Source organism: Klebsiella sp. I138 (assembly GCF_051131765.1).
In the GTDB taxonomy this organism is placed as follows: Bacteria; Pseudomonadota; Gammaproteobacteria; order Enterobacterales; family Enterobacteriaceae; genus Klebsiella.
Genome location: NZ_CP180447.1, coordinates 4,724,501 through 4,746,685 on the forward strand (window position 1 = coordinate 4,724,501; position 22,185 = coordinate 4,746,685).

The 22,185-nt window shown below is 52.3% G+C and carries 20 protein-coding genes and 2 tRNA genes; 16 read left to right on the forward strand and 6 right to left on the reverse strand.

Translation table 11 applies throughout. The features are described 5' to 3' along the window. Positions 1-187 precede the first annotated feature (187 nt). Positions 188-1,159, reverse strand: a complete 972-nt coding sequence (gene ispB, locus ACMYSK_RS22115) for an octaprenyl diphosphate synthase (protein WP_434638519.1) — start codon at positions 1,157-1,159, stop codon at positions 188-190. A gap of 260 nt (positions 1,160-1,419) precedes the next feature. Between ispB and rplU the strand changes: the two genes are divergently transcribed. The 4 genes from rplU to cgtA all read left to right on the forward strand — a co-directional run bounded on the left by rplU (position 1,420) and on the right by cgtA (position 4,263). Next, the gene (gene rplU, locus ACMYSK_RS22120; protein WP_004106123.1) at positions 1,420-1,731 is read left to right on the forward strand and encodes a 50S ribosomal protein L21; all 312 of its coding nucleotides are present in this window, start codon (positions 1,420-1,422) and stop codon (positions 1,729-1,731) included. A gap of 19 nt (positions 1,732-1,750) precedes the next feature. Then, the gene (gene rpmA, locus ACMYSK_RS22125; RefSeq protein WP_003861831.1) at positions 1,751-2,008 is read left to right on the forward strand and encodes a 50S ribosomal protein L27; all 258 of its coding nucleotides are present in this window, start codon (positions 1,751-1,753) and stop codon (positions 2,006-2,008) included. Between the two features lie 95 nt (positions 2,009-2,103). Next, a complete protein-coding gene (locus tag ACMYSK_RS22130; protein WP_434638520.1) occupies positions 2,104-3,069 on the forward strand; it encodes a DMT family transporter in 966 nt (321 codons plus the stop codon). A gap of 15 nt (positions 3,070-3,084) precedes the next feature. After that, positions 3,085-4,263, forward strand: a complete 1,179-nt coding sequence (gene cgtA / locus ACMYSK_RS22135; RefSeq protein ID WP_434638522.1) for an Obg family GTPase CgtA — start codon at positions 3,085-3,087, stop codon at positions 4,261-4,263. Positions 4,264-4,383: 120 nt separating this feature from the next. On the opposite strand, the gene dacB is transcribed toward cgtA, so the two are convergent. After that, positions 4,384-5,817: a serine-type D-Ala-D-Ala carboxypeptidase gene (gene dacB / locus ACMYSK_RS22140; RefSeq protein ID WP_434638523.1), complete on the reverse strand. Its 1,434-nt coding sequence runs from the start codon at positions 5,815-5,817 to the stop codon at positions 4,384-4,386. A gap of 235 nt (positions 5,818-6,052) precedes the next feature. Between dacB and greA the strand changes: the two genes are divergently transcribed. Next, positions 6,053-6,529 (forward strand): transcription elongation factor GreA, encoded by a 477-nt coding sequence (gene greA / locus ACMYSK_RS22145; protein WP_123756322.1) that lies wholly within the window; start codon positions 6,053-6,055, stop codon positions 6,527-6,529. Between the two features lie 152 nt (positions 6,530-6,681). On the opposite strand, the gene yhbY is transcribed toward greA, so the two are convergent. Continuing rightward, on the reverse strand, positions 6,682-6,975 hold the full coding sequence (gene yhbY / locus ACMYSK_RS22150; protein WP_004139797.1) for a ribosome assembly RNA-binding protein YhbY: 294 nt from the start codon (positions 6,973-6,975) through the stop codon (positions 6,682-6,684). Positions 6,976-7,099: 124 nt separating this feature from the next. Here yhbY and rlmE point away from each other — a divergent pair, with 124 nt between their 5' ends. The 7 genes from rlmE to ACMYSK_RS22185 all read left to right on the forward strand — a co-directional run bounded on the left by rlmE (position 7,100) and on the right by ACMYSK_RS22185 (position 13,323). Next, on the forward strand, positions 7,100-7,729 hold the full coding sequence (rlmE, locus tag ACMYSK_RS22155) for a 23S rRNA (uridine(2552)-2'-O)-methyltransferase RlmE (RefSeq protein WP_004106110.1): 630 nt from the start codon (positions 7,100-7,102) through the stop codon (positions 7,727-7,729). A gap of 99 nt (positions 7,730-7,828) precedes the next feature. Next, a complete protein-coding gene (gene ftsH, locus ACMYSK_RS22160; protein ID WP_434638526.1) occupies positions 7,829-9,763 on the forward strand; it encodes an ATP-dependent zinc metalloprotease FtsH in 1,935 nt (644 codons plus the stop codon). Positions 9,764-9,861: 98 nt separating this feature from the next. Beyond that, complete coding sequence (gene folP, locus ACMYSK_RS22165; RefSeq protein ID WP_434638527.1) at positions 9,862-10,710, forward strand: dihydropteroate synthase; 849 nt, start codon at positions 9,862-9,864, stop codon at positions 10,708-10,710. After that, entirely contained in the window at positions 10,703-12,040 is a 1,338-nt protein-coding gene (glmM, locus tag ACMYSK_RS22170; RefSeq protein WP_434638528.1) for a phosphoglucosamine mutase, read from the forward strand. Before folP ends, glmM begins: the two co-directional genes overlap by 8 nt. Before the next feature lie 306 nt (positions 12,041-12,346). After that, positions 12,347-12,676 (forward strand): preprotein translocase subunit SecG, encoded by a 330-nt coding sequence (gene secG, locus ACMYSK_RS22175; RefSeq protein ID WP_100684841.1) that lies wholly within the window; start codon positions 12,347-12,349, stop codon positions 12,674-12,676. A 13-nt stretch (positions 12,677-12,689) separates the two neighbouring features. Continuing rightward, a tRNA-Leu gene (locus ACMYSK_RS22180) sits at positions 12,690-12,776 on the forward strand. 145 nt (positions 12,777-12,921) lie between these two features. Beyond that, positions 12,922-13,323 carry a hypothetical protein gene (locus tag ACMYSK_RS22185; RefSeq protein WP_434638530.1) on the forward strand — a complete coding sequence of 134 codons (402 nt, stop codon included), beginning with the start codon at positions 12,922-12,924 and terminating at the stop codon, positions 13,321-13,323. 40 nt (positions 13,324-13,363) lie between these two features. Here ACMYSK_RS22185 and ACMYSK_RS22190 read toward each other — a convergent pair whose 3' ends face one another. The 3 genes from ACMYSK_RS22190 to argG form a co-directional block, all read right to left on the reverse strand. Further along, positions 13,364-13,915: a YfaZ family outer membrane protein gene (locus ACMYSK_RS22190; protein WP_434638531.1), complete on the reverse strand. Its 552-nt coding sequence runs from the start codon at positions 13,913-13,915 to the stop codon at positions 13,364-13,366. Positions 13,916-14,595: 680 nt separating this feature from the next. Further along, positions 14,596-15,225, reverse strand: a complete 630-nt coding sequence (locus ACMYSK_RS22195; RefSeq protein WP_434638532.1) for a helix-turn-helix domain-containing protein — start codon at positions 15,223-15,225, stop codon at positions 14,596-14,598. Positions 15,226-15,394: 169 nt separating this feature from the next. Beyond that, complete coding sequence (gene argG / locus ACMYSK_RS22200; protein WP_434638534.1) at positions 15,395-16,738, reverse strand: argininosuccinate synthase; 1,344 nt, start codon at positions 16,736-16,738, stop codon at positions 15,395-15,397. Positions 16,739-17,193: 455 nt separating this feature from the next. Between argG and ACMYSK_RS22205 the strand changes: the two genes are divergently transcribed. The 4 genes from ACMYSK_RS22205 (at position 17,194) to infB (ending at position 22,147) form a co-directional block, all read left to right on the forward strand. After that, positions 17,194-17,270 (forward strand) — tRNA-Met (locus ACMYSK_RS22205). 206 nt (positions 17,271-17,476) lie between these two features. Beyond that, positions 17,477-17,929 carry a ribosome maturation factor RimP gene (gene rimP, locus ACMYSK_RS22210; RefSeq protein ID WP_004868075.1) on the forward strand — a complete coding sequence of 151 codons (453 nt, stop codon included), beginning with the start codon at positions 17,477-17,479 and terminating at the stop codon, positions 17,927-17,929. 27 nt (positions 17,930-17,956) lie between these two features. After that, the gene (gene nusA / locus ACMYSK_RS22215) at positions 17,957-19,444 is read left to right on the forward strand and encodes a transcription termination factor NusA (RefSeq protein WP_434638536.1); all 1,488 of its coding nucleotides are present in this window, start codon (positions 17,957-17,959) and stop codon (positions 19,442-19,444) included. 24 nt (positions 19,445-19,468) lie between these two features. Next, on the forward strand, positions 19,469-22,147 hold the full coding sequence (gene infB, locus ACMYSK_RS22220; protein WP_434638537.1) for a translation initiation factor IF-2: 2,679 nt from the start codon (positions 19,469-19,471) through the stop codon (positions 22,145-22,147). The last annotated feature ends 38 nt before the right edge of the window (positions 22,148-22,185 follow it).

The window sequence follows — 22,185 nt, forward strand, 5'->3', positions numbered from 1 at the left end:
ATAAGGATCCTGTTTGCCTGATATGTGAGCAACAGAATGACTATACTCCAGGTTCATTTAAGTTCTAACAAGTTCTTGTAAGCGAGTAAGATATTCGGAATTTGTTAATTTAAGGGCTGTGGTTACGTGTTACTGGAACTTTATGTCGCGTTCCCGCGCTTTTGCGGGAACGGAGCAAGGGGAGATATTAGTGGTCGCGCTGAACCGCAATATGGGCAAGACCGATAAGCGCTTCACGCCACGGTGAGTCTGGTAACACCTGAAGAACGGCAATAGCCTTGTCTGCTTCTTCTTCCGCGCGCTGACGGGTCCATTCCAGCGAACCGCAGGCGGCCATGGTTTCCAGTACCGCATCAAGAAGATGGCGCCCGTTACCTTGTTCAATCGCCCCACGAATCATGGCTGACTGCTCAGGTGTGCCGTGGCGCATGGCATGCAATAACGGTAACGTCGGTTTGCCTTCGTTTAAATCGTCACCCACGTTTTTGCCAAGACGCTCGCCATCCGAGCTGTAGTCCAGCAAATCGTCGATCAGCTGGAATGCGGTACCCAGATAGCGACCGTAGTCCTGCAGTGCTTGTTCCTGTTCCGCCGTACAGCCGGCCAGAATACCGGAACACTGTGCGGCAGCTTCAAACAGACGGGCGGTTTTGCTGTAGATAACCCGCATGTAGTTTTCTTCGGTGATATCAGGGTCGTTGACGTTCATCAACTGCAGCACTTCGCCTTCAGCAATGACGTTAACGGCTTTCGACATGACTTCCAGCACCTTCAGCGAGCCGAGGCTGGTCATCATCTGGAAAGAGCGTGTATAGATAAAATCACCCACCAGTACGCTGGCTGCGTTGCCAAAAGCCGCATTTGCCGTCGCCTTGCCACGACGCATATCTGATTCATCAACGACATCATCATGCAGCAGGGTAGCGGTATGGATAAACTCGATCAGCGCGGCAATAGTGACGTGCGCGTCGCCCTGGTAACCCACTGCCCGGGCGGCAAGAACCGCAATCATCGGACGAATACGTTTACCGCCTCCGCTAACGATGTAATAGCCTAACTGATTGATAAGCTGAACATCTGAGTCAAGTTGCTCAAGGATTGTCGCATTGACACCCGCCATATCCTGCGCGGTTAACTCATTGATTTTTTCTAAATTCATCGCAAAAGCCGGGCCACATGTCCTGTTACCGCGAATCCAGGTGGGTTCACAGAAGGATTAAGATAGAATTAAACGAAGCTATGATTGTACTGAAAAAATGCCATAGATAAACGTTAGCGTGAAAGTTGTGTTTTTTTTCTGCGTTGATCGCTAATCGCTCTTGTCAAAGGCTCGCGTTTTGCGTAATATTCGCGCCCTATTGTGAATATTTATAGCGCACTCTGAATCACACGAAGAGGTGCGCGGAAGCGGAGTTTTATATGTACGCGGTTTTCCAAAGTGGTGGTAAACAACACCGAGTAAGCGAAGGTCAGACCATTCGCCTGGAAAAGCTGGACATCGCAACTGGCGAAGCTGTTGAGTTCGCTGAAGTGCTGATGATCGCAAACGGTGAAGAAATCAAGATCGGCGTTCCTTTCGTTGAGGGCGGCGTAATCAAAGCTGAAGTTGTTGCTCACGGTCGTGGCGAGAAAGTTAAAATCGTTAAGTTTCGTCGTCGTAAACACTACCGTAAGCAGCAGGGCCATCGTCAGTGGTTCACTGATGTGAAAATTACTGGCATCAGCGCCTAAGACCTGAGGAGAGATTTAAATGGCACATAAAAAGGCTGGCGGCTCAACTCGTAACGGTCGCGACTCAGAAGCTAAACGCCTGGGCGTTAAGCGTTTCGGTGGCGAATCCGTTCTGGCGGGTAGCATCATCGTTCGTCAGCGTGGCACCAAATTCCACGCAGGCACCAACGTAGGTTGCGGTCGTGACCACACTCTGTTTGCTAAAGCAGACGGTAAAGTGAAATTTGAAGTTAAAGGCCCGAACAACCGTAAATACATCAGCATCGTTGCTGAGTAAGTTCTTCGTGGTCCGGTAACGGATTAAAGCCCCGCAACGTGTTGCGGGGCTTTTTACATTAGAATCCCGGATATTTTTCTGCAGGGAAAACGGGTATGAAGCAGCAGGCCGGCATTGGCATTCTTTTGGCGCTCACCACCGCAATGTGCTGGGGTGCTTTGCCAATTGCAATGAAGCAGGTTCTTGAAGTGATGGAGCCGCCGACGGTGGTGTTTTATCGCTTTTTGATGGCGAGTATTGGCCTTGGCACAATTCTGGCTATCAGAGGAAAGCTGCCGCCGCTGCGTCTCTTTCGCAAACCGCGCTGGCTGGTGCTTCTGGCCATTGCGACGGGCGGCCTGTTCGGTAACTTCATCCTGTTTAGCTCTTCCCTGCAATATCTTAGCCCCACGGCTTCTCAGGTAATCGGACAACTGTCTCCGGTTGGCATGATGGTGGCCAGCGTGTTTATCCTGAAGGAGAAAATGCGCGGTACTCAGGTTGTGGGGGCATTGATGCTGATTTGCGGGCTGGTGATGTTTTTCAACACCAGCCTGTTTGAGATTTTTACCCGCCTGACGGATTACACGTGGGGGGTAATATTTGGCGTTGCAGCGGCTGCAGTCTGGGTTAGCTACGGCGTCGCGCAAAAGGTGTTATTACGCCGCCTGGCGTCACAGCAGATCCTCTTTTTGCTGTACACTTTATGTACGATAGCGTTGCTGCCGTTAGCGACGCTTTCACAAGTTCTGGCGTTAAGTGACTGGCAACTGGCGTGCCTGGTTTTCTGCGGGTTAAACACCCTGGTAGGCTACGGTGCGCTGGCGGAAGCCATGGCACGCTGGCAGGCAGCGCAGGTGAGCGCGTTAATTACCTTAACGCCATTGTTTACGCTGCTTTTTTCAGATTTATTATCACTGGCCTGGCCCGATGTTTTCGCCAGACCGATGTTAAACCTGTTAGGTTATCTCGGTGCGTTTGTCGTGGTTGCGGGCGCGATGTATTCCGCCATAGGCCACCGTCTTTGGGGTGGCTTACGTAAGCGTGAAGCGGTTGTGCCGCTGCCCCGCTCAGGCGAATGATTTTCGGAGAGTAAAATGAAGTTTGTTGATGAAGCAACAATCCTGGTCGTAGCAGGTGATGGCGGCAATGGTTGCGTTAGCTTCCGCCGTGAAAAATATATACCGAGAGGCGGCCCGGACGGCGGCGATGGCGGTGATGGCGGTGATGTCTGGCTGGAAGCGGATGAGAACCTGAACACCCTGATCGACTACCGTTTTGAGAAATCCTTCCGCGCCGAGCGTGGACAGAATGGTCAGAGCCGCGACTGTACCGGTAAACGTGGTAAAGACGTTTCGGTAAAAGTGCCTGTAGGGACCCGTGTTATCGATCAGGGGACCGGTGAGGTCATGGGCGATATGACCAAGCATGGTCAGCGTCTGATGGTCGCTAAAGGCGGCTGGCACGGCCTGGGCAACACCCGTTTCAAATCGTCCGTCAACCGTACGCCGCGTCAGAAAACGATGGGGACTCCGGGTGACAAACGCGATCTGCAGCTGGAGCTGATGCTGCTGGCAGATGTTGGGATGCTGGGAATGCCGAATGCCGGTAAATCCACCTTCATCCGCGCCGTTTCTGCGGCGAAGCCGAAAGTGGCCGATTATCCGTTTACCACGCTGGTGCCAAGCCTCGGCGTTGTGCGTATGGATAACGAGAAGAGCTTCGTGGTTGCAGATATCCCAGGGCTTATCGAAGGCGCAGCGGAAGGTGCTGGTCTGGGTATTCGTTTCCTGAAACACCTTGAACGTTGCCGCGTGCTGCTGCATCTCATCGATATCGATCCGATTGACGGCTCCGATCCGGCTGAGAACGCACGCATCATCATCGGTGAGCTGGAAAAATACAGCGAGAAGCTGGCTGAAAAACCACGTTGGCTGGTCTTTAACAAGATTGACCTGATGGATAAAGCAGAAGCCGAAGCGAAGGCGAAAGCAATTGCTGATGCGCTGGGCTGGGAAGATAAGTTCTATCTGATCTCCGCGGCGAGCCAGCAGGGCGTGAAAGACCTATGCTGGGATGTGATGACCTTTATCATCGAAAACCCAATTGTTCACGCTCAGGAAGAGAAAGCGCCTGAAAAAGTCGAGTTCATGTGGGATGACTACCACCGTCAGCAGCTTGAAGAAGCGGAAGTTGAAGTCGAAGATGACGAAGACTGGGATGACGACTGGGACGAAGACGACGAAGAAGGCGTTGAGTTCATCTACAAGCGTTAAGCTGTTCTGTCGCCCCGGCGACATTGTTGATCGGGGCTACGGCAATCCGTTTGGCCGGATTTACCGGTAAGCGATTCAGAACGCACTAAAAAGGGCCGCATTATTTGCGGCCCTTTTGTATTAATTGTTCTGGTACAAATCCTTGTATAACCGGCTCTCAAAGCGTACGAGCGGAATCCGACGATTACGCTGATCCGCAGGCGGCACCGCATACCCTGATAAATACTGCACAAAGGCGATTTTCTGCCCGCTGGCGGCGGTAATAAAGCCTGCAAGGTTGTAGACGCCCTGCAGAGAACCTGTTTTGGCCGACACTTTACCGTCAACCCCAGCCTGATTCAGACCTGCACGGTACTGCAGCGAGCCATCGTGGCCAGCCAGCGGTAGCATGGAGATGAAGTTGAGCTCATTATCGTGCTGGGCGATATATTGCAGCACCTGCATCATGGTCGCCGGCGCTATCAGATTATGGCGCGACAGGCCGGAGCCGTCGGCAATAATGGTATTACCTAAATCAATCCCGGCCTGTTGACGCAGGATCTGGCGCACGGCATCAGATCCGGCACGCCATGTGCCAGGTACGCCGAGGCGAGCATGGCCGATGGTGCGGAAAACGGTATCCGCGATCATGTTGTCGGATTTTTTCAACATGATCCGCAGGAGATCGTGCAGCGGCGCGGATTGCGTGGTGGCCAGCACGGTTCCCGGATCGTTAGCCAATGTCTGGCGCAGCAGCGTGCCGCTATAGGTAATACCAGCCTGGGTCAGCTCGGACTTCAGGATCACGCCGGCATAGCTCGCGCCGTCCTGAATGGCGAAAGCCAGCGGCAAGGGCTCACTGCGCTGCGGCAGGCAACCAGTCAAGGTATAGCGGTTCAGATCGCCTGTGACCACGTCGAGCTCGCAGTACTGGGCCTCAGCAGAGCCGCGGGCCAGCGTCCTCACCTGGCTAAACATCGTCACTGGGTAGTACGACGCCACGCGAATAAAGGCCAGATCGCCTGGTTTCTGTGCGCTGTAAAGTGAGACAGAAAAACAGTTACGATCGACGATAGCTGCCGCCGGAGGGGCGCTAAAGCATTGGGTCATGTCGTTCCACGGCCAGCCCGGAGCTTTGTCATGGCTGGCGAAGACCGATGTGTCAATCAATACGTTCCCTTCGATCCGCTGGACGCCCGCTTTTTTCAGCGTTGCGACCATATTGCGAATATCCTGGCGTTTGAGCGTTGGGTCACCGCCAAAACGGGCAATCAGATCGCCTTTTAGCACGCCGCCATCGAGGCTGCCTTTGGTTTCCAGGGTGGTCGTGAAACGAAAGTCCGGCCCGAGCTGCAACAACGCGGCCAGCGCAGTGATCACCTTCTGGGTGCTGGCAGGCAGCGCCATCTGCTGGCTGTGGAAATCTATCTCCGGCGTCGGGGAGCCAACCTTCTGCGCTATAAAGGCGAGGTTAGCACCCGCAGGAAGCTGGGTGATGTATTCGTCAATGTTCGCCGCCTGAGCGCTAAACGCTATACCGGCGGTCAATCCGATGATAAATCTGGGAAATCGCATAATCTCGCGCTAACAACCTGAAACCGAGCCGTCATACTACGGTGCAACACCCTGTAAAGTAAACGATGACCCATAGTGAACTTCAGGGTAAAATACGTATCAAATTGAAAATTGCTGCTGACCTGGGGAATGTTTTCCGGGTTGGTTTTCTTTTTGCTCCTGTTCTGCTCAAAGGCTGACAGGTTGCGGAACGGCGGCGTCCGTTCCATGAAGGAATGATAAAGAGGTATAACTAATGCAAGCTATTCCGATGACCTTACGTGGTGCTGAAAAACTTCGCGAAGAACTGGATTTTTTGAAGTCAGTTCGTCGTCCTGAAATCATTGCTGCTATTGCTGATGCGCGTGAACACGGCGATTTGAAAGAGAATGCCGAGTACCACGCCGCCCGTGAGCAGCAAGGTTTCTGTGAAGGCCGTATTAAGGATATTGAAGCGAAGCTGTCAAATGCGCAGGTTATCGATATCACCAAAATGCCGAACAACGGACGGGTGATTTTTGGCGCGACGGTAAACGTCCTGAACCTCGATACCGATGAAGAACAGACTTACCGCATCGTGGGTGATGATGAGGCTGATTTTAAGCAAAATCTGATCTCTGTGAATTCACCGATTGCCCGTGGTTTGATCGGTAAAGAACAGGATGATGTGGTGACGATCCGTACACCAGGTGGTGAAGTAGAATACGAAATTATTAAGGTCGAGTACCTTTAGTTCGTTTTTCCCGCTACCATGTTGATGGATTGTAAAGAAAGGAAAAAGGCCGCATAGCGGCCTTTTATCAACGTCCGGAGCATGGCATTTTGCTCGTCTACCCGTAGAAATCCCTCGTTTTACACAATGTTGTGTCGAGATTCAGGATATTCTTAGCGTGGCAGCGAGATTTTACGCTCTTTAGTTGGGCGATACAGGACCAGCGTTTTACCGATGACCTGTACGTTACAGGCGCCGGTTTCGCGCACGATAGCTTCCACGATCAAGGTTTTAGTTTCGCGGTCTTCCGATGCGATTTTCACCTTGATGAGCTCATGGTGCTCTAACGCTTGTTCGATCTCGGCCAGTACCCCTTCGGTCAAACCATTATTGCCAAGCATAACTACCGGCTTGAGCGGATGTGCCAGACCTTTCAGGTGCTGTTTTTGTTTAGTACTCAGATTCATCGTATTTTTTTGCTTACGTTGGGATTGAAAACGGTTCATTCTACCGCCATCTCCCATATATCGCCAAACTACCGTGTCGATTTTTACGTCGCAAAGTATGATGAACCCGAAATGGGAATGTGAAATGACAGGTAAAAAGCGTTCTGCCAGCTCAAGTCGCTGGCTTCAGGAACACTTTAGCGATAAATATGTTCAACAGGCACAGAAAAAGGGGTTACGTTCCCGTGCCTGGTTTAAACTTGATGAAATACAGCAAAGTGACAAGATTTTTAAACCGGGGATGACCATTGTTGACCTCGGTGCTGCACCCGGTGGCTGGTCGCAATATGCGGTTACGCAGATCGGAAACAGCGGCCGCATCATCGCTTGCGATCTTTTACCGATGGATCCAATCGTTGGTGTGGACTTCCTTCAGGGCGATTTTCGTGATGAATTAGTCCTGAAAGCGTTACTTGAGCGCGTAGGTGACAGTAAAGTACAAGTTGTCATGTCCGATATGGCACCAAACATGTGTGGAACACCGGCGGTGGATATTCCCCGGGCCATGTATTTGGTGGAACTGGCGCTTGGAATGGCTCGTGATGTATTAGCGCCGGGTGGTAGTTTTGTAGTGAAGGTGTTCCAGGGCGAAGGCTTCGATGAGTATCTAAGAGAAATTCGCTCCCTGTTTACGAAGGTCAAAGTTCGTAAGCCGGACTCTTCTCGCGCACGTTCGCGTGAAGTGTACATTGTAGCGACCGGGCGTAAACCATAACCGGTAGATTTCAAACGAAAGTTTGAAAGACGCTGGATATAGAGTATCCTGACGCTGTTTTTAACACAGTTGTAATAAGAGGTTAATCCCTTGAGTGACATGGCGAAAAACCTAATACTCTGGCTGGTCATTGCCGTTGTGCTGATGTCAGTATTCCAGAGCTTTGGGCCCAGCGAGTCTAATGGCCGTAAGGTGGATTATTCAACCTTCCTGCAAGAGGTCAACCAGGACCAGGTTCGCGAAGCGCGTATCAACGGACGTGAGATCAACGTTACCAAGAAAGATAGTAACCGTTACACGACTTACATTCCGGTTAACGATCCGAAGCTGCTCGATAACCTGTTGACGAAAAACGTCAAAGTGGTTGGCGAACCGCCGGAAGAACCGAGCCTGCTGGCTTCCATCTTTATTTCCTGGTTCCCGATGCTCTTGCTGATCGGTGTCTGGATCTTCTTCATGCGGCAAATGCAGGGCGGCGGCGGAAAGGGCGCGATGTCCTTTGGCAAAAGCAAAGCCCGTATGCTGACGGAAGACCAGATCAAAACCACTTTTGCCGATGTCGCCGGTTGCGATGAAGCAAAAGAGGAAGTGGCTGAGCTGGTTGAATACCTGCGCGAACCGAGCCGTTTCCAGAAGCTGGGTGGTAAAATCCCGAAAGGTGTCCTGATGGTCGGCCCTCCGGGTACCGGTAAAACGCTGCTGGCGAAGGCTATCGCCGGCGAAGCGAAAGTCCCGTTCTTCACCATTTCCGGTTCTGACTTCGTAGAAATGTTCGTCGGCGTGGGCGCATCTCGTGTGCGTGACATGTTCGAACAAGCTAAGAAAGCGGCACCGTGCATTATCTTCATCGATGAAATCGACGCCGTCGGCCGCCAGCGTGGCGCCGGTCTGGGTGGCGGTCATGATGAACGTGAGCAGACGCTTAACCAGATGCTGGTTGAGATGGATGGTTTTGAAGGCAACGAAGGCATTATCGTTATCGCTGCGACTAACCGTCCGGACGTTCTTGACCCTGCGCTGCTGCGTCCTGGCCGTTTCGACCGTCAGGTTGTGGTTGGCCTGCCGGATGTCCGTGGCCGTGAACAGATTCTGAAAGTTCACATGCGTCGCGTGCCGCTGTCGCCAGATATCGATGCGGCAATCATTGCGCGCGGCACCCCGGGCTTCTCCGGTGCCGATCTGGCGAACCTGGTCAACGAAGCCGCTCTGTTTGCTGCTCGTGGCAACAAGCGCGTGGTTTCGATGGTTGAGTTCGAAAAAGCGAAAGACAAAATCATGATGGGTGCGGAACGTCGCTCCATGGTGATGACGGAAGCGCAGAAAGAATCTACCGCCTACCACGAAGCGGGCCATGCGATTATCGGCCGCCTGGTACCGGAACACGATCCGGTGCACAAAGTGACGATTATCCCACGCGGTCGCGCTCTGGGTGTGACGTTCTTCCTGCCGGAAGGCGATGCGATCAGCGCCAGCCGTCAGAAACTGGAAAGCCAGATTTCAACCTTGTACGGCGGTCGCCTGGCGGAAGAGATTATCTACGGTGTAGAACATGTTTCTACCGGTGCGTCGAATGACATTAAAGTCGCGACTAACCTGGCGCGTAACATGGTGACGCAGTGGGGCTTCTCTGACAAACTCGGTCCGCTGCTGTATGCGGAAGAAGAGGGCGAAGTTTTCCTCGGCCGTAGCGTCGCCAAAGCGAAGCATATGTCCGATGAGACTGCACGTATCATCGACCAGGAAGTGAAATCTCTGGTTGAACGTAACTATAATCGTGCTCGTCAGATTCTGAACGACAACCTGGACATCCTGCATTCGATGAAAGATGCGCTCATGAAATATGAGACCATCGACGCACCGCAGATTGATGACCTGATGGCTCGTCGCGAGGTTCGCCCACCTGCGGGTTGGGAAGATCCGAACGGCACCAATAACTCTGGCAACAATGGCACCCCGAGTGCACCGCGTCCGGTCGATGAACCGCGTACGCCGAACCCGGGTAACACCATGTCAGAGCAGCTGGGCGACAAATAAGTTAGCCGCTGTTGATGTTGTTGTGCATATTGAAACCCCGGGGCGCCCGTCGCTCCGGGGTTTTTCTTTTTAAACCTTCCTGATTCAGGGATTTCGTGATGAAACTCGTAGCCCAGGGCTCAACCCTCGATCTCTCCCATCCTCACGTGATGGGTATCCTTAATGTGACGCCAGACTCTTTCTCCGACGGCGGCACGCATAACTCGCTCGTGGAAGCGGTTAAGCATGCCAACCTGATGATAAACGCGGGAGCGACTATCATTGATATCGGTGGTGAATCGACGCGCCCGGGCGCACTAGATGTGAGCGTTGAGGAAGAGCTGGCACGAGTGATCCCGGTCGTAGAAGCAATTGCTCAGCGATTCGAAGTCTGGATCTCCGTGGATACGTCGAAGCCTGAGGTGATCCGTGAGTCTGCCCGGGCAGGCGCGCATATTATTAACGATATACGCTCGTTGACCGAACCCGGTGCGCTGGCCGCTGCGGCCCAAACCGAGCTGCCGGTGTGCCTGATGCATATGCAGGGCCAGCCAAAAACGATGCAGGAAGCGCCGAAGTACGATGATGTCTTTGCCGATGTCGGCCGCTTTTTCACCGAGCATATCGTGCGCTGTGAGCAGGCGGGTATCGCAAAAGAGAAATTGTTGCTCGACCCAGGATTCGGTTTCGGTAAAAATCTTTCCCATAATTATGAGCTGCTTGCTCGACTCGGCGAGTTCCACCATTTCGGTCTCCCGCTGTTGGTCGGTATGTCGCGTAAGTCGATGGTCGGTCAATTGCTTAACGTCGGGCCGACGGAGCGCCTGAGTGGCAGCCTGGCATGTGCAGTGATTGCAGCGATGCAGGGCGCGCAGATTATTCGCGTCCACGACGTCAAAGAAACGGTAGAAGCGCTACGCGTGGTGGAAGCCACCCTGAGCACAAAGGAAAATAAACGTTATGAGTAACCGCAAATATTTTGGCACCGATGGTATCCGTGGCCGCGTGGGTGATGCGCCAATTACCCCGGAATTCGTACTCAAACTGGGCTGGGCTGCGGGCAAGGTGCTGGCGCGTCATGGCTCACGCAAAATCATTATTGGTAAAGATACCCGAATCTCCGGCTATATGCTGGAATCGGCGTTAGAAGCAGGACTGGCCGCCGCGGGGCTCTCAGCTTCTTTCACCGGGCCGATGCCAACTCCGGCGGTGGCATACCTGACGCGTGCTTTCCGTGCGGAAGCGGGGATTGTGATTTCAGCGTCGCATAACCCGTTCTACGATAACGGCATTAAGTTCTTCTCTATTGAAGGCACCAAGCTGCCGGATAATGTGGAAGAAGCTATCGAAGCAGAAATGGAAAAAGAGCTTACCTGCGTGGATTCTGCCGAACTTGGCAAAGCCAGCCGCATCGTGGATGCCGCCGGTCGTTACATTGAGTTCTGCAAGGGCACCTTCCCGAATGAATTAAGCCTGAATGCGCTGAAAGTGGTCGTCGACTGCGCGCATGGCGCAACCTATCACATCGCGCCGAACGTGTTCCGCGAGCTGGGCGCTCAGGTCATTGCGATGGGTTGTGAGCCTGACGGACTCAATATCAATGAAGAGGTCGGTGCGACCGACGTACGTGCCCTGCAGGCGCGCGTGCTGGCTGAAAAAGCCGATCTTGGCATCGCCTATGACGGCGATGGCGACCGCGTCATTATGGTCGACCATGAAGGCAATAAAGTGGATGGCGATCAGATTCTGTATATCATTGCCCGCGAAGGGCTGCGTCAGGGCCAGCTGCGCGGTGGCGCGGTGGGGACGCTGATGAGCAATATGGGTCTCGAGCTGGCGCTCAAACAGCTGGGCATTCCGTTTGCCAGAGCAAAAGTCGGTGACCGCTACGTTCTCGAGAAGCTACAGGAGAAAGGCTGGCGTATTGGGGCGGAAAACTCCGGCCACGTCATTCTGCTGGATAAAACCACGACCGGTGACGGTATCGTTGCGAGCCTGCAGGTCGTGGCGGCGATGGTGCGTAACCACATGAGCCTGCATGATTTATGCAGCGGTATGAAAATGTTCCCGCAGATCCTGGTCAACGTACGTTTCACCGAAGGCAGCGGTAACCCGCTGGAGCATGAAAACGTGAAAGCAGTCATGGCGGAAGTGGAAGCGGCGCTGGGCAACCGTGGTCGTGTACTGCTGCGTAAATCGGGTACCGAGCCGTTAATTCGTGTGATGGTTGAAGGTGAGCACGAAGAGCAGGTTCATGAGTTTGCGCATCGTATCGCCAATGCGGTAAAAAACGCCTGATTAAGCCGGTTATTTTATTTGCCGATTTGAGCGGAGCGTAGCCCGGACTCAGACCGCGTGTAATCATCATGCTGGATGAAACGGCTCTAAGTGTTTAAAAAGGCGGCGCTTGCCGCTTTTTTATTGGCCGAAAGATCGTTTTTTGCTGTTTTTTTCCGCAGTTGATACAATGCACCGAAATTGCCCTTGCGAAGGTCATTCGCTTTGGTTAGTATTCACACCCGCTTCAGTGGGAAACATTAAAACGTCCCGCTTTATTGGTTGAAGCAATTGGTATGCGGCGAATCCGCAAGGAACAGGTTGATTATGCAAGAAGCTCTTTTAGTTGTTTTCCTTATTGTGGCAATTGGCCTTGTTGGTCTGATTATGCTGCAGCAAGGTAAAGGCGCTGATATGGGAGCCTCCTTCGGAGCAGGCGCTTCCGGCACATTGTTTGGATCCAGCGGTTCTGGTAACTTCATGACCCGCATGACCGGTATCCTTGCAGCGTTGTTCTTCATCATCAGTCTGGTGCTGGGCAATATCAACAGCAACAAGACCAATAAAGGAAGTGAGTGGGATAATCTGAGCGCTCCGAAAACTGAGCAGACTCAGCCAGCAGCACCGGCACAGCCGAGCAGCGATATCCCGCACTAATAGTTATATCCGTGCCGAGGTGGTGGAATTGGTAGACACGCTACCTTGAGGTGGTAGTGCCCGATTGGGCTTACGGGTTCAAGTCCCGTCCTCGGTACCAATATTCTGAAAAAAAGACGCTGAAAAGCGTCTTTTTTTTGCTTTCGATATGCGCTTGTTTATTTATAAATAACTCTTCACTGGTCTTGAACCCACCGTAATCGCTAAAGTCGCGCTCATCTATTCAGAAGAGGTGAAGTGACGCCATGAAAAAAATCAGGTCGTTTATCATTGCCGGCGCCCTGTGTTTGTCCGGATGTAGTACCACGCCATCGGCGGATACAGTGGATACCATTAATACTTTAATGGTGCCGGTATTGCATAGTGATGCGCAGCCTTCAGGGCAAAGTGCTCAGGCAGTGGTCAGTTGTTTTCAGGATAATACCGCGATTATCGGTAGCTTGAGCCGGTCGTTGAAAGATAACTACCTGCAGGATGCCTCTAAAAAAGACATTTTCGATAAGGACAGTGAGGCGTTCCACGTCTATAGCGCTCTGACGAAACTGGAGCAGATGTCTGCGATGAACGAGGTTTATCGGAAAGAGAACAACATTGCAGGGCTTCAGGTGATCAACCGGCTGCTAAAAGCCGTTCCGGCGGTGGCATAAATGAATGAGGGATTGCCGGCGGCAATCCCCTTTGCTGGCATCAGAAATTGAAGTTGAAACCTGCATAGGCACCATCAGCCAGCGTGTTGTCGTGATGGGCATCTTTCCCCGCCATATCAATGTAGCGATACCCCGCTTCAATATTCAGCGATTTAATCACGTTAATCCGCACGCCAGCATTAGCTTCGACATAGTCGTCTACGCCGCTGGACAAGGAGTCCGGAGAATAATAGGTCTCGCCAAATAACGTAAAGTATTGGCCCAGCGGGAGCTGCGCACCGCCACCCAGCGCGACAGCATAGCCTTCATCGCTATCCTGTGGATTCAGATAAAGCGCCTTACCACCCAGAGTCAGAAGAAACGGGCCAAGGTTAAAGTTATAGCCCATGCCTAACCCGGCAACGTCGCCGTCATTATCGCTGTGTGCCCAGTTGCCGTTAAAGGTCATGCCCGGCTCTTCTGCACCGAAGCTGGCCGACAGGTTAGTGAACTCTTCCCCGGCTTCTCCGTGTAAGTTTACCGATGCGCAGGCGGCACTGCTGGCACCGAGAGCGACGACTAACAGAACTGATTTCGGCGTGATCATGCTCATTGTTGAATTCCTTCAGGTAAAAAAATGCCCGATACGGGCGTTCGGGCAAAAAGTTAACGGGTTTTTGGGTTTAATCGTTATTTACTGAAGTGCTATCCCACTGTCGCAATGGCGGCAGAGATATTGGCACTTACGCTTTGCTGATTATTGGCAGCGTTGCTGACACGCGAAAACAGTGCGCGGCCAGCCCAGTCTGGCGTGACATCATGATAGAGCGACATCTAGTGACGGTAATCCCGTCCATCGGACGTTTTCAGGGACAGCTGAAAGCGCCTGATTCCTCCGACCATCATCGTGCCTGTGGGGACATTGATCCCTGCCTCAGCCAGATAAGGGTTTATCCTCACATCAGGCGCTCTCTCTTGCCGCACCTTAATGGTCCGGATATCGAAGAGCGCCGTAGTGTAAGCCGCAGAAACAGGCATTGCCGTACCGGGCATTGCGGCAGAAGGGAGTCAACCTTCCCACAATGCAGAAATTTCAGTAAACGGCACAAGGAGAGCCATCTTCATTTCTGAGCTTGTTGTTCAGTTTTCAGCACACAATCAGTGTGATAAATACAGGAGCTCAGAATAAAATTATTTATCGCTCGTCGTTATCGTTTGTTTGTTTAAATTTAAACTCTTTCGTCGAACCAGTGCCGACAACAATAGATAAGCGATAAATAGTGTGATGGATGATTAGAATTTTTCGGGAAGCGAGTTTACGCCTTGCAAATAACCGCCGCGGGCGAACTCAATATATCCTCCCTTTTTTAACGCCGACAGGACATTAAGAATACTGCTGCGTGAAAGATGGGTGCGGTCCTGAATATACTCCAGAATGGAGACTCGCAGTCGCGTCTCTTCCTGTAACAGCAGCATTTCCAGAAGATGATTGCGAATGACCGAGTAGGTGCGCTGCTGTAAGACCAGATCGTCCCGATACACCAGATAAGAGGTATGGTACGCCAGTAGTCGGGTGACCTCTTCCCACAGGTTGTGCTCGCGGAATAGCCTGATGGCGTGCTCGCTATCAATACGCAGAACTTCGGAAGCGACCTCAGCGCGCAGAGCGTGGCTATGGCTTGGCTGAAGTATCTCGGCTACGCCAAACAAATGCGGTTCATAGACGGTGACGATCAATAATTTATCTGATGAACGAATGACGGACAGCTCGCCTTTTTTTAAAAGATAGAGCTGTGTTTTGCCTTTATAGCTCGGCGTCAGCCTTTTTCTGGCAACGACATTCATGGGTGTGGCATACGGTTCGAGCGTTTCCAGCAGGCGGTTGATTGCCTGATTTGGCCTGACCGGGGGATTAATATTCATCGCGATCCTCACGGGGTCAAGGATAAAGGTATCCGGGTGATTATAGACAATAATTATAAGAAATTGCGACAGGTAAAAATTAACAGGCTAAGGTTTTTGTGATGTTGAGAACGGGTCAGATAAAAAAGCCGACGGATTAACGTCGGCTGAAAGCGTAGTTGAAAACAGGTTATTTGTCTCTGTTTTCCAGGTTTTCTACCTGCGGCAGACCGGTGACTGAAGAGGCGCTCAGCAGGCCCGATTGCGCGTAACCAAACAGCTTGTCACGAGTATCGGTAATATCCAGATTACGCATCGTCAACTGACCAATGCGGTCTTCCGCCGAGAACATCGAGTCGCCTTTTTCCATTGTCAGACGTTCGGCTTTGTAGGTCAGATTGTCTGAGACGGTATTGAGGATCGAGTAGTCGTTGCCACGACGGAGTTCCAGCGTGACTTCGCCGGTGATCTGGCTTGCTACCCAACGCTGCAGACCATCACGCAGCATCAGGGCCTGGGAATCAAACCAGCGTCCCTGATACAGCAGGCGACCTAGCTGACGGCCATGAGCATGGTACTGCTCGATAGTGTCTTCGTTATGGATACCGGTCAGCAGGCGTTCATAAGCAATATGCAGCAGCGCCATCCCCGGTGCTTCATAGATACCGCGGCTTTTCGCTTCGATGATACGGTTTTCAATCTGGTCACTCATACCCAGACCGTGGCGACCGCCGATGCGGTTGGCCTCCAGCATCATCTCAACGTCGTCGTTGAAGGTTTTTCCGTTCAAGGCTACCGGGTGGCCCTGTTCAAAACGAACGGTCACTTCTTCGGCCGGAATTTTGACGCTGTCGTCCCAGAACTTGACGCCCATAATCGGGTTAACGATTTTGACGCTGGAGTTCAGGAATTCCAGGTCTTTCGCCTCGTGCGTTGCACCCAGCATATTGGAGTCGGTGGAGTAGGCTTTTTCAACGGACATTTTGTAGTCAAAGCCGCAGGCGATCATAAACTCGGACATTTCCTGACGGCCGCCCAGCTCATCGATAAAATCGCTATCCAGCCACGGTTTGTAGATTTTCAGCTCGGCGTTGGTGAGCAGGCCATAGCGATAGAAGCGTTCGATATCGTTGCCTTTATACGTACTGCCGTCGCCCCAGATATTGACGCCGTCTTCTTTCATCGCTGCGACCAGCATTGTTCCGGTCACCGCGCGGCCCAGCGGGGTGGTGTTAAAATAGGTCAGCCCGCCGGTCGTGTTGTGGAAAGCCCCGCACTGAATCGCGGCGATACCTTCTGCGACCAGCTGCTTACGGCAGTCGATCAGACGAGCGCCTTCGGCACCGTACTCTTTGGCCCGACGAGGAATGGCATCGTAATCCTCTTCGTCGGGCTGACCCAGGTTTGCGGTATAGGCATAAGGAACTGCGCCTTTTTTGCGCATCCACAGCAGTGCGGCGCTGGTATCCAGACCACCAGAGAAAGCGATACCAATGCGTTGACCAACCGGGAGATGCTTAAGAATCGTCGTCATAAAATAAAACCCTGCTAGATAGACTGTTGTGAGTTCGGTTTATCAAGTCGTAGAACCTGTTCTGTTTGACTATATCTGCCTGCCGTTTTTTCTTCGGACAATGTGCATAATCTTCTCGAACTATGACGCTGAACTGCTGACTGCGTGCTTCGCATGGCCAAAGATGCAGTACTCATGACGTCAAATGGAACAGGTTTATATTGCATTTTTATGCATTAATTGTGAGTTTTCATTTAATCATCTTTTGCGGATGACAGGAAGTGCTTCATCGCTTTTTTGCTAAAAAAGAGCAATATGGCAGCACAAACGAGAACAGAGAGAGATGAAATACATGTTGACAAAATATAGGGTTTATCAATAAACTTTACCACGATTTTATGTCCCGTCCTCGGTACCAAATCCCAGCAGTATTTGCGTCTTTTACTCAATAAGAGTAAAATGTGCCACGTTTCAGGCGCGGGGTGGAGCAGCCTGGTAGCTCGTCGGGCTCATAACCCGAAGGTCGTCGGTTCAAATCCGGCCCCCGCAACCACTTTCCCTTTGAGTACTTTTTCAAATATACTGTGAGGACCTGGTCCTTCGTAGCTGAATTTGAAAGAATTCTCCTGGAAGGTGTTCCAGATCGCAGTTGCGATCGCAGGGTTCAGTTATCTAAAACCCCGATTTATCGGGGTTTTTTGTTATCTGACTTCAGAATAACTGGGCTATACGCCCTTTTTTTATGTCTTGGGGGTGGGTTTGTCCACATTAGAGCAAAAATTAACAGAGATGCTCACGGCGCCGGTTGAAGCGCTTGGCTTTGAGCTGGTCGGCATCGAATTCATTCGCGGTCGCACATCCACACTGCGCATCTATATTGATAGTGATGATGGCATCAATGTTGATGATTGTGCTGATGTGAGCCACCAGGTCAGCGCTGTCATGGATGTCGAAGATCCAATCACCGTAGCTTACAACCTGGAAGTGTCTTCACCTGGTCTCGATCGCCCGATGTTTACCGCCGAACACTATGAGCGTTTTTCCGGTGAGGAAGTCGCGCTGGTATTGCGTATGGCGGTACAGAACCGTCGCAAATGGCAGGGCATTATCAAAGCGGTAGACGGTGAAATGATCACGGTAACCGTCGAAGGCAAAGATGAAGTGTTCGCGCTGAGTAACATCCAGAAGGCGAACCTGGTTCCCCACTTTTAACAGTCTGGATTGAGGTGAAAGGCCCCGATGAACAAAGAAATTTTGGCTGTTGTTGAAGCCGTTTCCAACGAAAAGGCGCTGCCGCGCGAAAAGATTTTCGAAGCGCTGGAAAGTGCTCTGGCAACGGCAACCAAGAAAAAATACGAACAAGAGATCGATGTGCGTGTCAGCATCGATCGTCGTAGCGGTGATTTTGATACCTTCCGTCGCTGGCTGGTCGTCGAAGAAGTGACCCAGCCGACGCGCGAAATTACGCTAGAAGCGGCGCGCTACGAAGACGAAAGCATGAATCCTGGTGACTTTGTTGAAGACCAGATTGAATCAGTCACCTTCGACCGTATCACCACGCAGACCGCGAAACAGGTTATCGTACAGAAAGTCCGTGAAGCTGAACGTGCCATGGTTGTCGATCAGTTCCGCGAGCACGAAGGTGAAATCATCACCGGCGTGGTGAAGAAAGTAAACCGCGACAACATCACTCTGGATCTGGGCAGCAATGCTGAAGCCGTGATCCTGCGTGAAGATATGCTGCCGCGTGAGAACTTCCGCCCGGGTGACCGTATTCGCGGCGTCCTGTATGCGGTTCGCCCGGAAGCGCGTGGCGCTCAGCTGTTCGTGACCCGTTCTAAACCAGAAATGCTGGTTGAACTGTTCCGTATTGAAGTGCCAGAAATTGGCGAAGAAGTTCTCGAAATTAAAGCCGCCGCTCGCGATCCGGGTTCCCGTGCGAAGATTGCGGTGAAAACTAACGATAAGCGTATCGACCCGGTTGGCGCTTGTGTAGGCATGCGTGGCGCGCGCGTTCAGGCGGTTTCGACCGAACTGGGCGGCGAGCGTATCGATATCGTTCTGTGGGATGATAACCCGGCGCAGTTCGTCATTAACGCAATGGCGCCGGCTGACGTCGCTTCTATCGTGGTGGATGAAGATAAACACACCATGGATATCGCGGTTGAAGCGGGTAATCTGGCGCAGGCGATTGGCCGTAACGGTCAGAACGTCCGTCTGGCCTCGCAGCTGAGCGGCTGGGAACTCAACGTTATGACCGTTGATGACCTGCAGGCGAAGCATCAGGCTGAAGCCCACGCGGCTATCGATACCTTCACGAAATATCTTGATATTGATGAAGATTTCGCCACGCTGCTGGTTGAAGAAGGTTTCGCTACGCTGGAAGAACTGGCCTATGTGCCAGTGAAAGAACTGCTGGAAATCGACGGTCTGGATGAAGACACCGTTGAAGCACTTCGTGAGCGTGCGAAAAACGCGCTGACCACGCTGGCGCTGGCTCAGGAAGAAAGCCTGGGAGATACTAAACCTGCCGATGATTTGTTAAATCTGGAAGGTTTAGAACGTTTGATGGCTTTCAAACTGGCTGCCCGTGGTGTTTGTACGCTGGAAGATCTCGCCGAGCAGGGCATTGATGATCTGGCTGATATCGAAGGGTTGACCGACGAAAAAGCCGGAGAGCTCATCATGGCCGCCCGTAATATTTGTTGGTTCGGCGACGAAGCGTAATAAACTGTAGCAGGAAGGAACAGCATGACAGATGTAACCATTAAAGCGCTGGCCTCAGAGATTCAGACCTCTGTGGATCGCCTGATACAGCAATTTGCTGATGCAGGGATTCGCAAATCGGCTGATGATTCTGTGACGGCGCAAGAGAAGCAAACCTTGTTGACGCACCTGAACCGTGAGCACGGTTCGGCGCCCGACAAGCTGACGCTGCAGCGCAAAACGCGCAGCACGTTAAATATTCCAGGTACCGGTGGAAAGAGTAAATCGGTACAAATCGAAGTCCGCAAGAAACGCACCTTTGTGAAACGTGACCCGCAGGAAGCTGATCGTCTGGCGGAAGAAGAAGCGAAGCGTGAAGCGGAAGAACAAGCCCGCCGTGAGGCTGAAGAAGCAGCCAAGCGTGAGGCACAGGCAAAAGCTGAACGTGAGGCCGCAGAACAAGCTAAACGTGAATCCGCTGATAAAGCGAAACGTGAAGTTGCGGAAAAAGACAAAGTGAGCAATACAGACGATATGACTAAAACCGCCCAGGCTGAAAAAGCCCGCCGTGAAGCTGAAGCCGCTGAGCTGAAGCGCAAATCGGAAGAAGAAGCGCGCCGCAAGCTTGAAGAAGATGCGCGTCGCGTTGCGGAAGAAGCCCGCCGCATGGCAGAAGAGAACGAAAAGAACGGTAATGCGAACGCAGAGCCGACTGAAGACACCAGCGACTATCACGTCACCACCTCTCAGCATGCTCGTCAGGCTGAAGATGAAAACGACCGTGAAAGTGAAGCCGGTCGTGGCCGTGGTCGTAACACCAAAGCCGCGCGTCCAGCGAAGAAAGCCAACAAACACGCTGAATCCAAAGCCGATCGCGAAGAAGCTCGTGCTTCCGTACGCGGCGGAAAAGGTGGCAAGCGTAAAGGTTCCGCGCTGCAGCAAGGCTTCCAGAAGCCTGCCCAGGCCGTTAACCGTGACGTTGTGATTGGTGAAACCATCACCGTTGGCGATCTGGCAAATAAAATGGCAGTCAAAGGCTCTCAGGTCATCAAAGCGATGATGAAGCTGGGCGCAATGGCGACCATCAACCAGGTCATCGACCAGGAAACCGCACAGCTGGTTGCCGAAGAGATGGGCCACAAAGTTATCCTGCGTCGTGAGAACGAGCTGGAAGAAGCGGTAATGAGCGACCGTGATACTGGTGCTGCGGCTGAATCCCGTGCTCCGGTTGTGACCATCATGGGTCACGTTGACCACGGTAAAACCTCTCTGCTGGACTACATTCGTTCAACCAAAGTAGCATCCGGCGAAGCGGGTGGTATTACCCAGCACATCGGTGCATACCACGTTGAAACCGAAAACGGCATGATCACTTTCCTGGATACCCCGGGGCACGCCGCGTTTACCTCTATGCGTGCTCGTGGTGCGCAGGCAACGGATATCGTTGTTCTGGTTGTCGCAGCAGACGATGGCGTGATGCCACAGACTATCGAAGCTATCCAGCACGCAAAAGCGGCTCAGGTTCCGGTAGTGGTTGCGGTCAACAAGATCGACAAACCTGAAGCGGATATGGATCGCGTTAAAAACGAACTGTCTCAGTACGGCGTTATGCCGGAAGAGTGGGGCGGCGAATCTCAGTTCATCCCTGTTTCTGCGAAAGCGGGTACCGGTATTGATGACCTGCTGAATGCAATCCTGCTGCAGGCTGAAGTTCTGGAGCTGAAAGCCGTTCGTAACGGTATGGCCAGCGGCGCGGTTATCGAATCCTTCCTGGATAAAGGTCGTGGTCCGGTTGCTACCGTTCTGGTTCGTGAAGGTACCCTGAATAAGGGCGACATCGTACTGTGTGGCTTTGAATATGGCCGCGTTCGTGCAATGCGTAACGAACTGGGTCAGGAAGTTCTGGAAGCGGGTCCGTCCATTCCGGTGGAAATCCTCGGTCTGTCCGGTGTTCCGGCTGCGGGTGATGAAGTGACCGTTGTTCGTGACGAGAAAAAAGCGCGTGAAGTTGCTTTGTATCGTCAGGGCAAATTCCGCGAAGTCAAACTGGCGCGTCAGCAGAAATCTAAACTCGAGAACATGTTCGCTAACATGACTGAAGGCGAAGTTCACGAAGTGAACGTCGTACTGAAAGCGGACGTTCAGGGTTCTGTGGAAGCGATCTCTGACTCTTTACTGAAACTGTCTACCGACGAAGTGAAAGTGAAGATCATTGGTTCTGGCGTAGGTGGTATCACCGAAACCGACGCAACCCTGGCTGCGGCATCCAATGCTATCCTGGTAGGCTTCAACGTGCGTGCTGATGCATCTGCGCGTAAAGTTATCGAAGCAGAAAGCCTGGATCTGCGCTACTACTCCGTCATCTATAACCTGATCGACGAAGTGAAAGCGGCAATGAGCGGCATGCTGTCTCCGGAACTGAAACAGCAGATCATTGGTCTGGCTGAAGTGCGTGATGTGTTCAAATCGCCTAAGTTTGGCGCAATCGCGGGCTGTATGGTTACCGAAGGGACGATCAAACGTCATAACCCAATCCGCGTACTGCGTGACAACGTGGTTATCTACGAAGGCGAGCTGGAATCCCTGCGCCGCTTCAAAGATGATGTTAACGAAGTCCGTAACGGTATGGAATGTGGTATCGGTGTGAAGAACTACAACGACGTTCGCGTTGGCGATATGATCGAAGTATTCGAAATCATTGAAATCCAACGTACTATCGCTTAATTGCTGATGGTAGGCCGGGTTAGCACAGCGCCACCCGG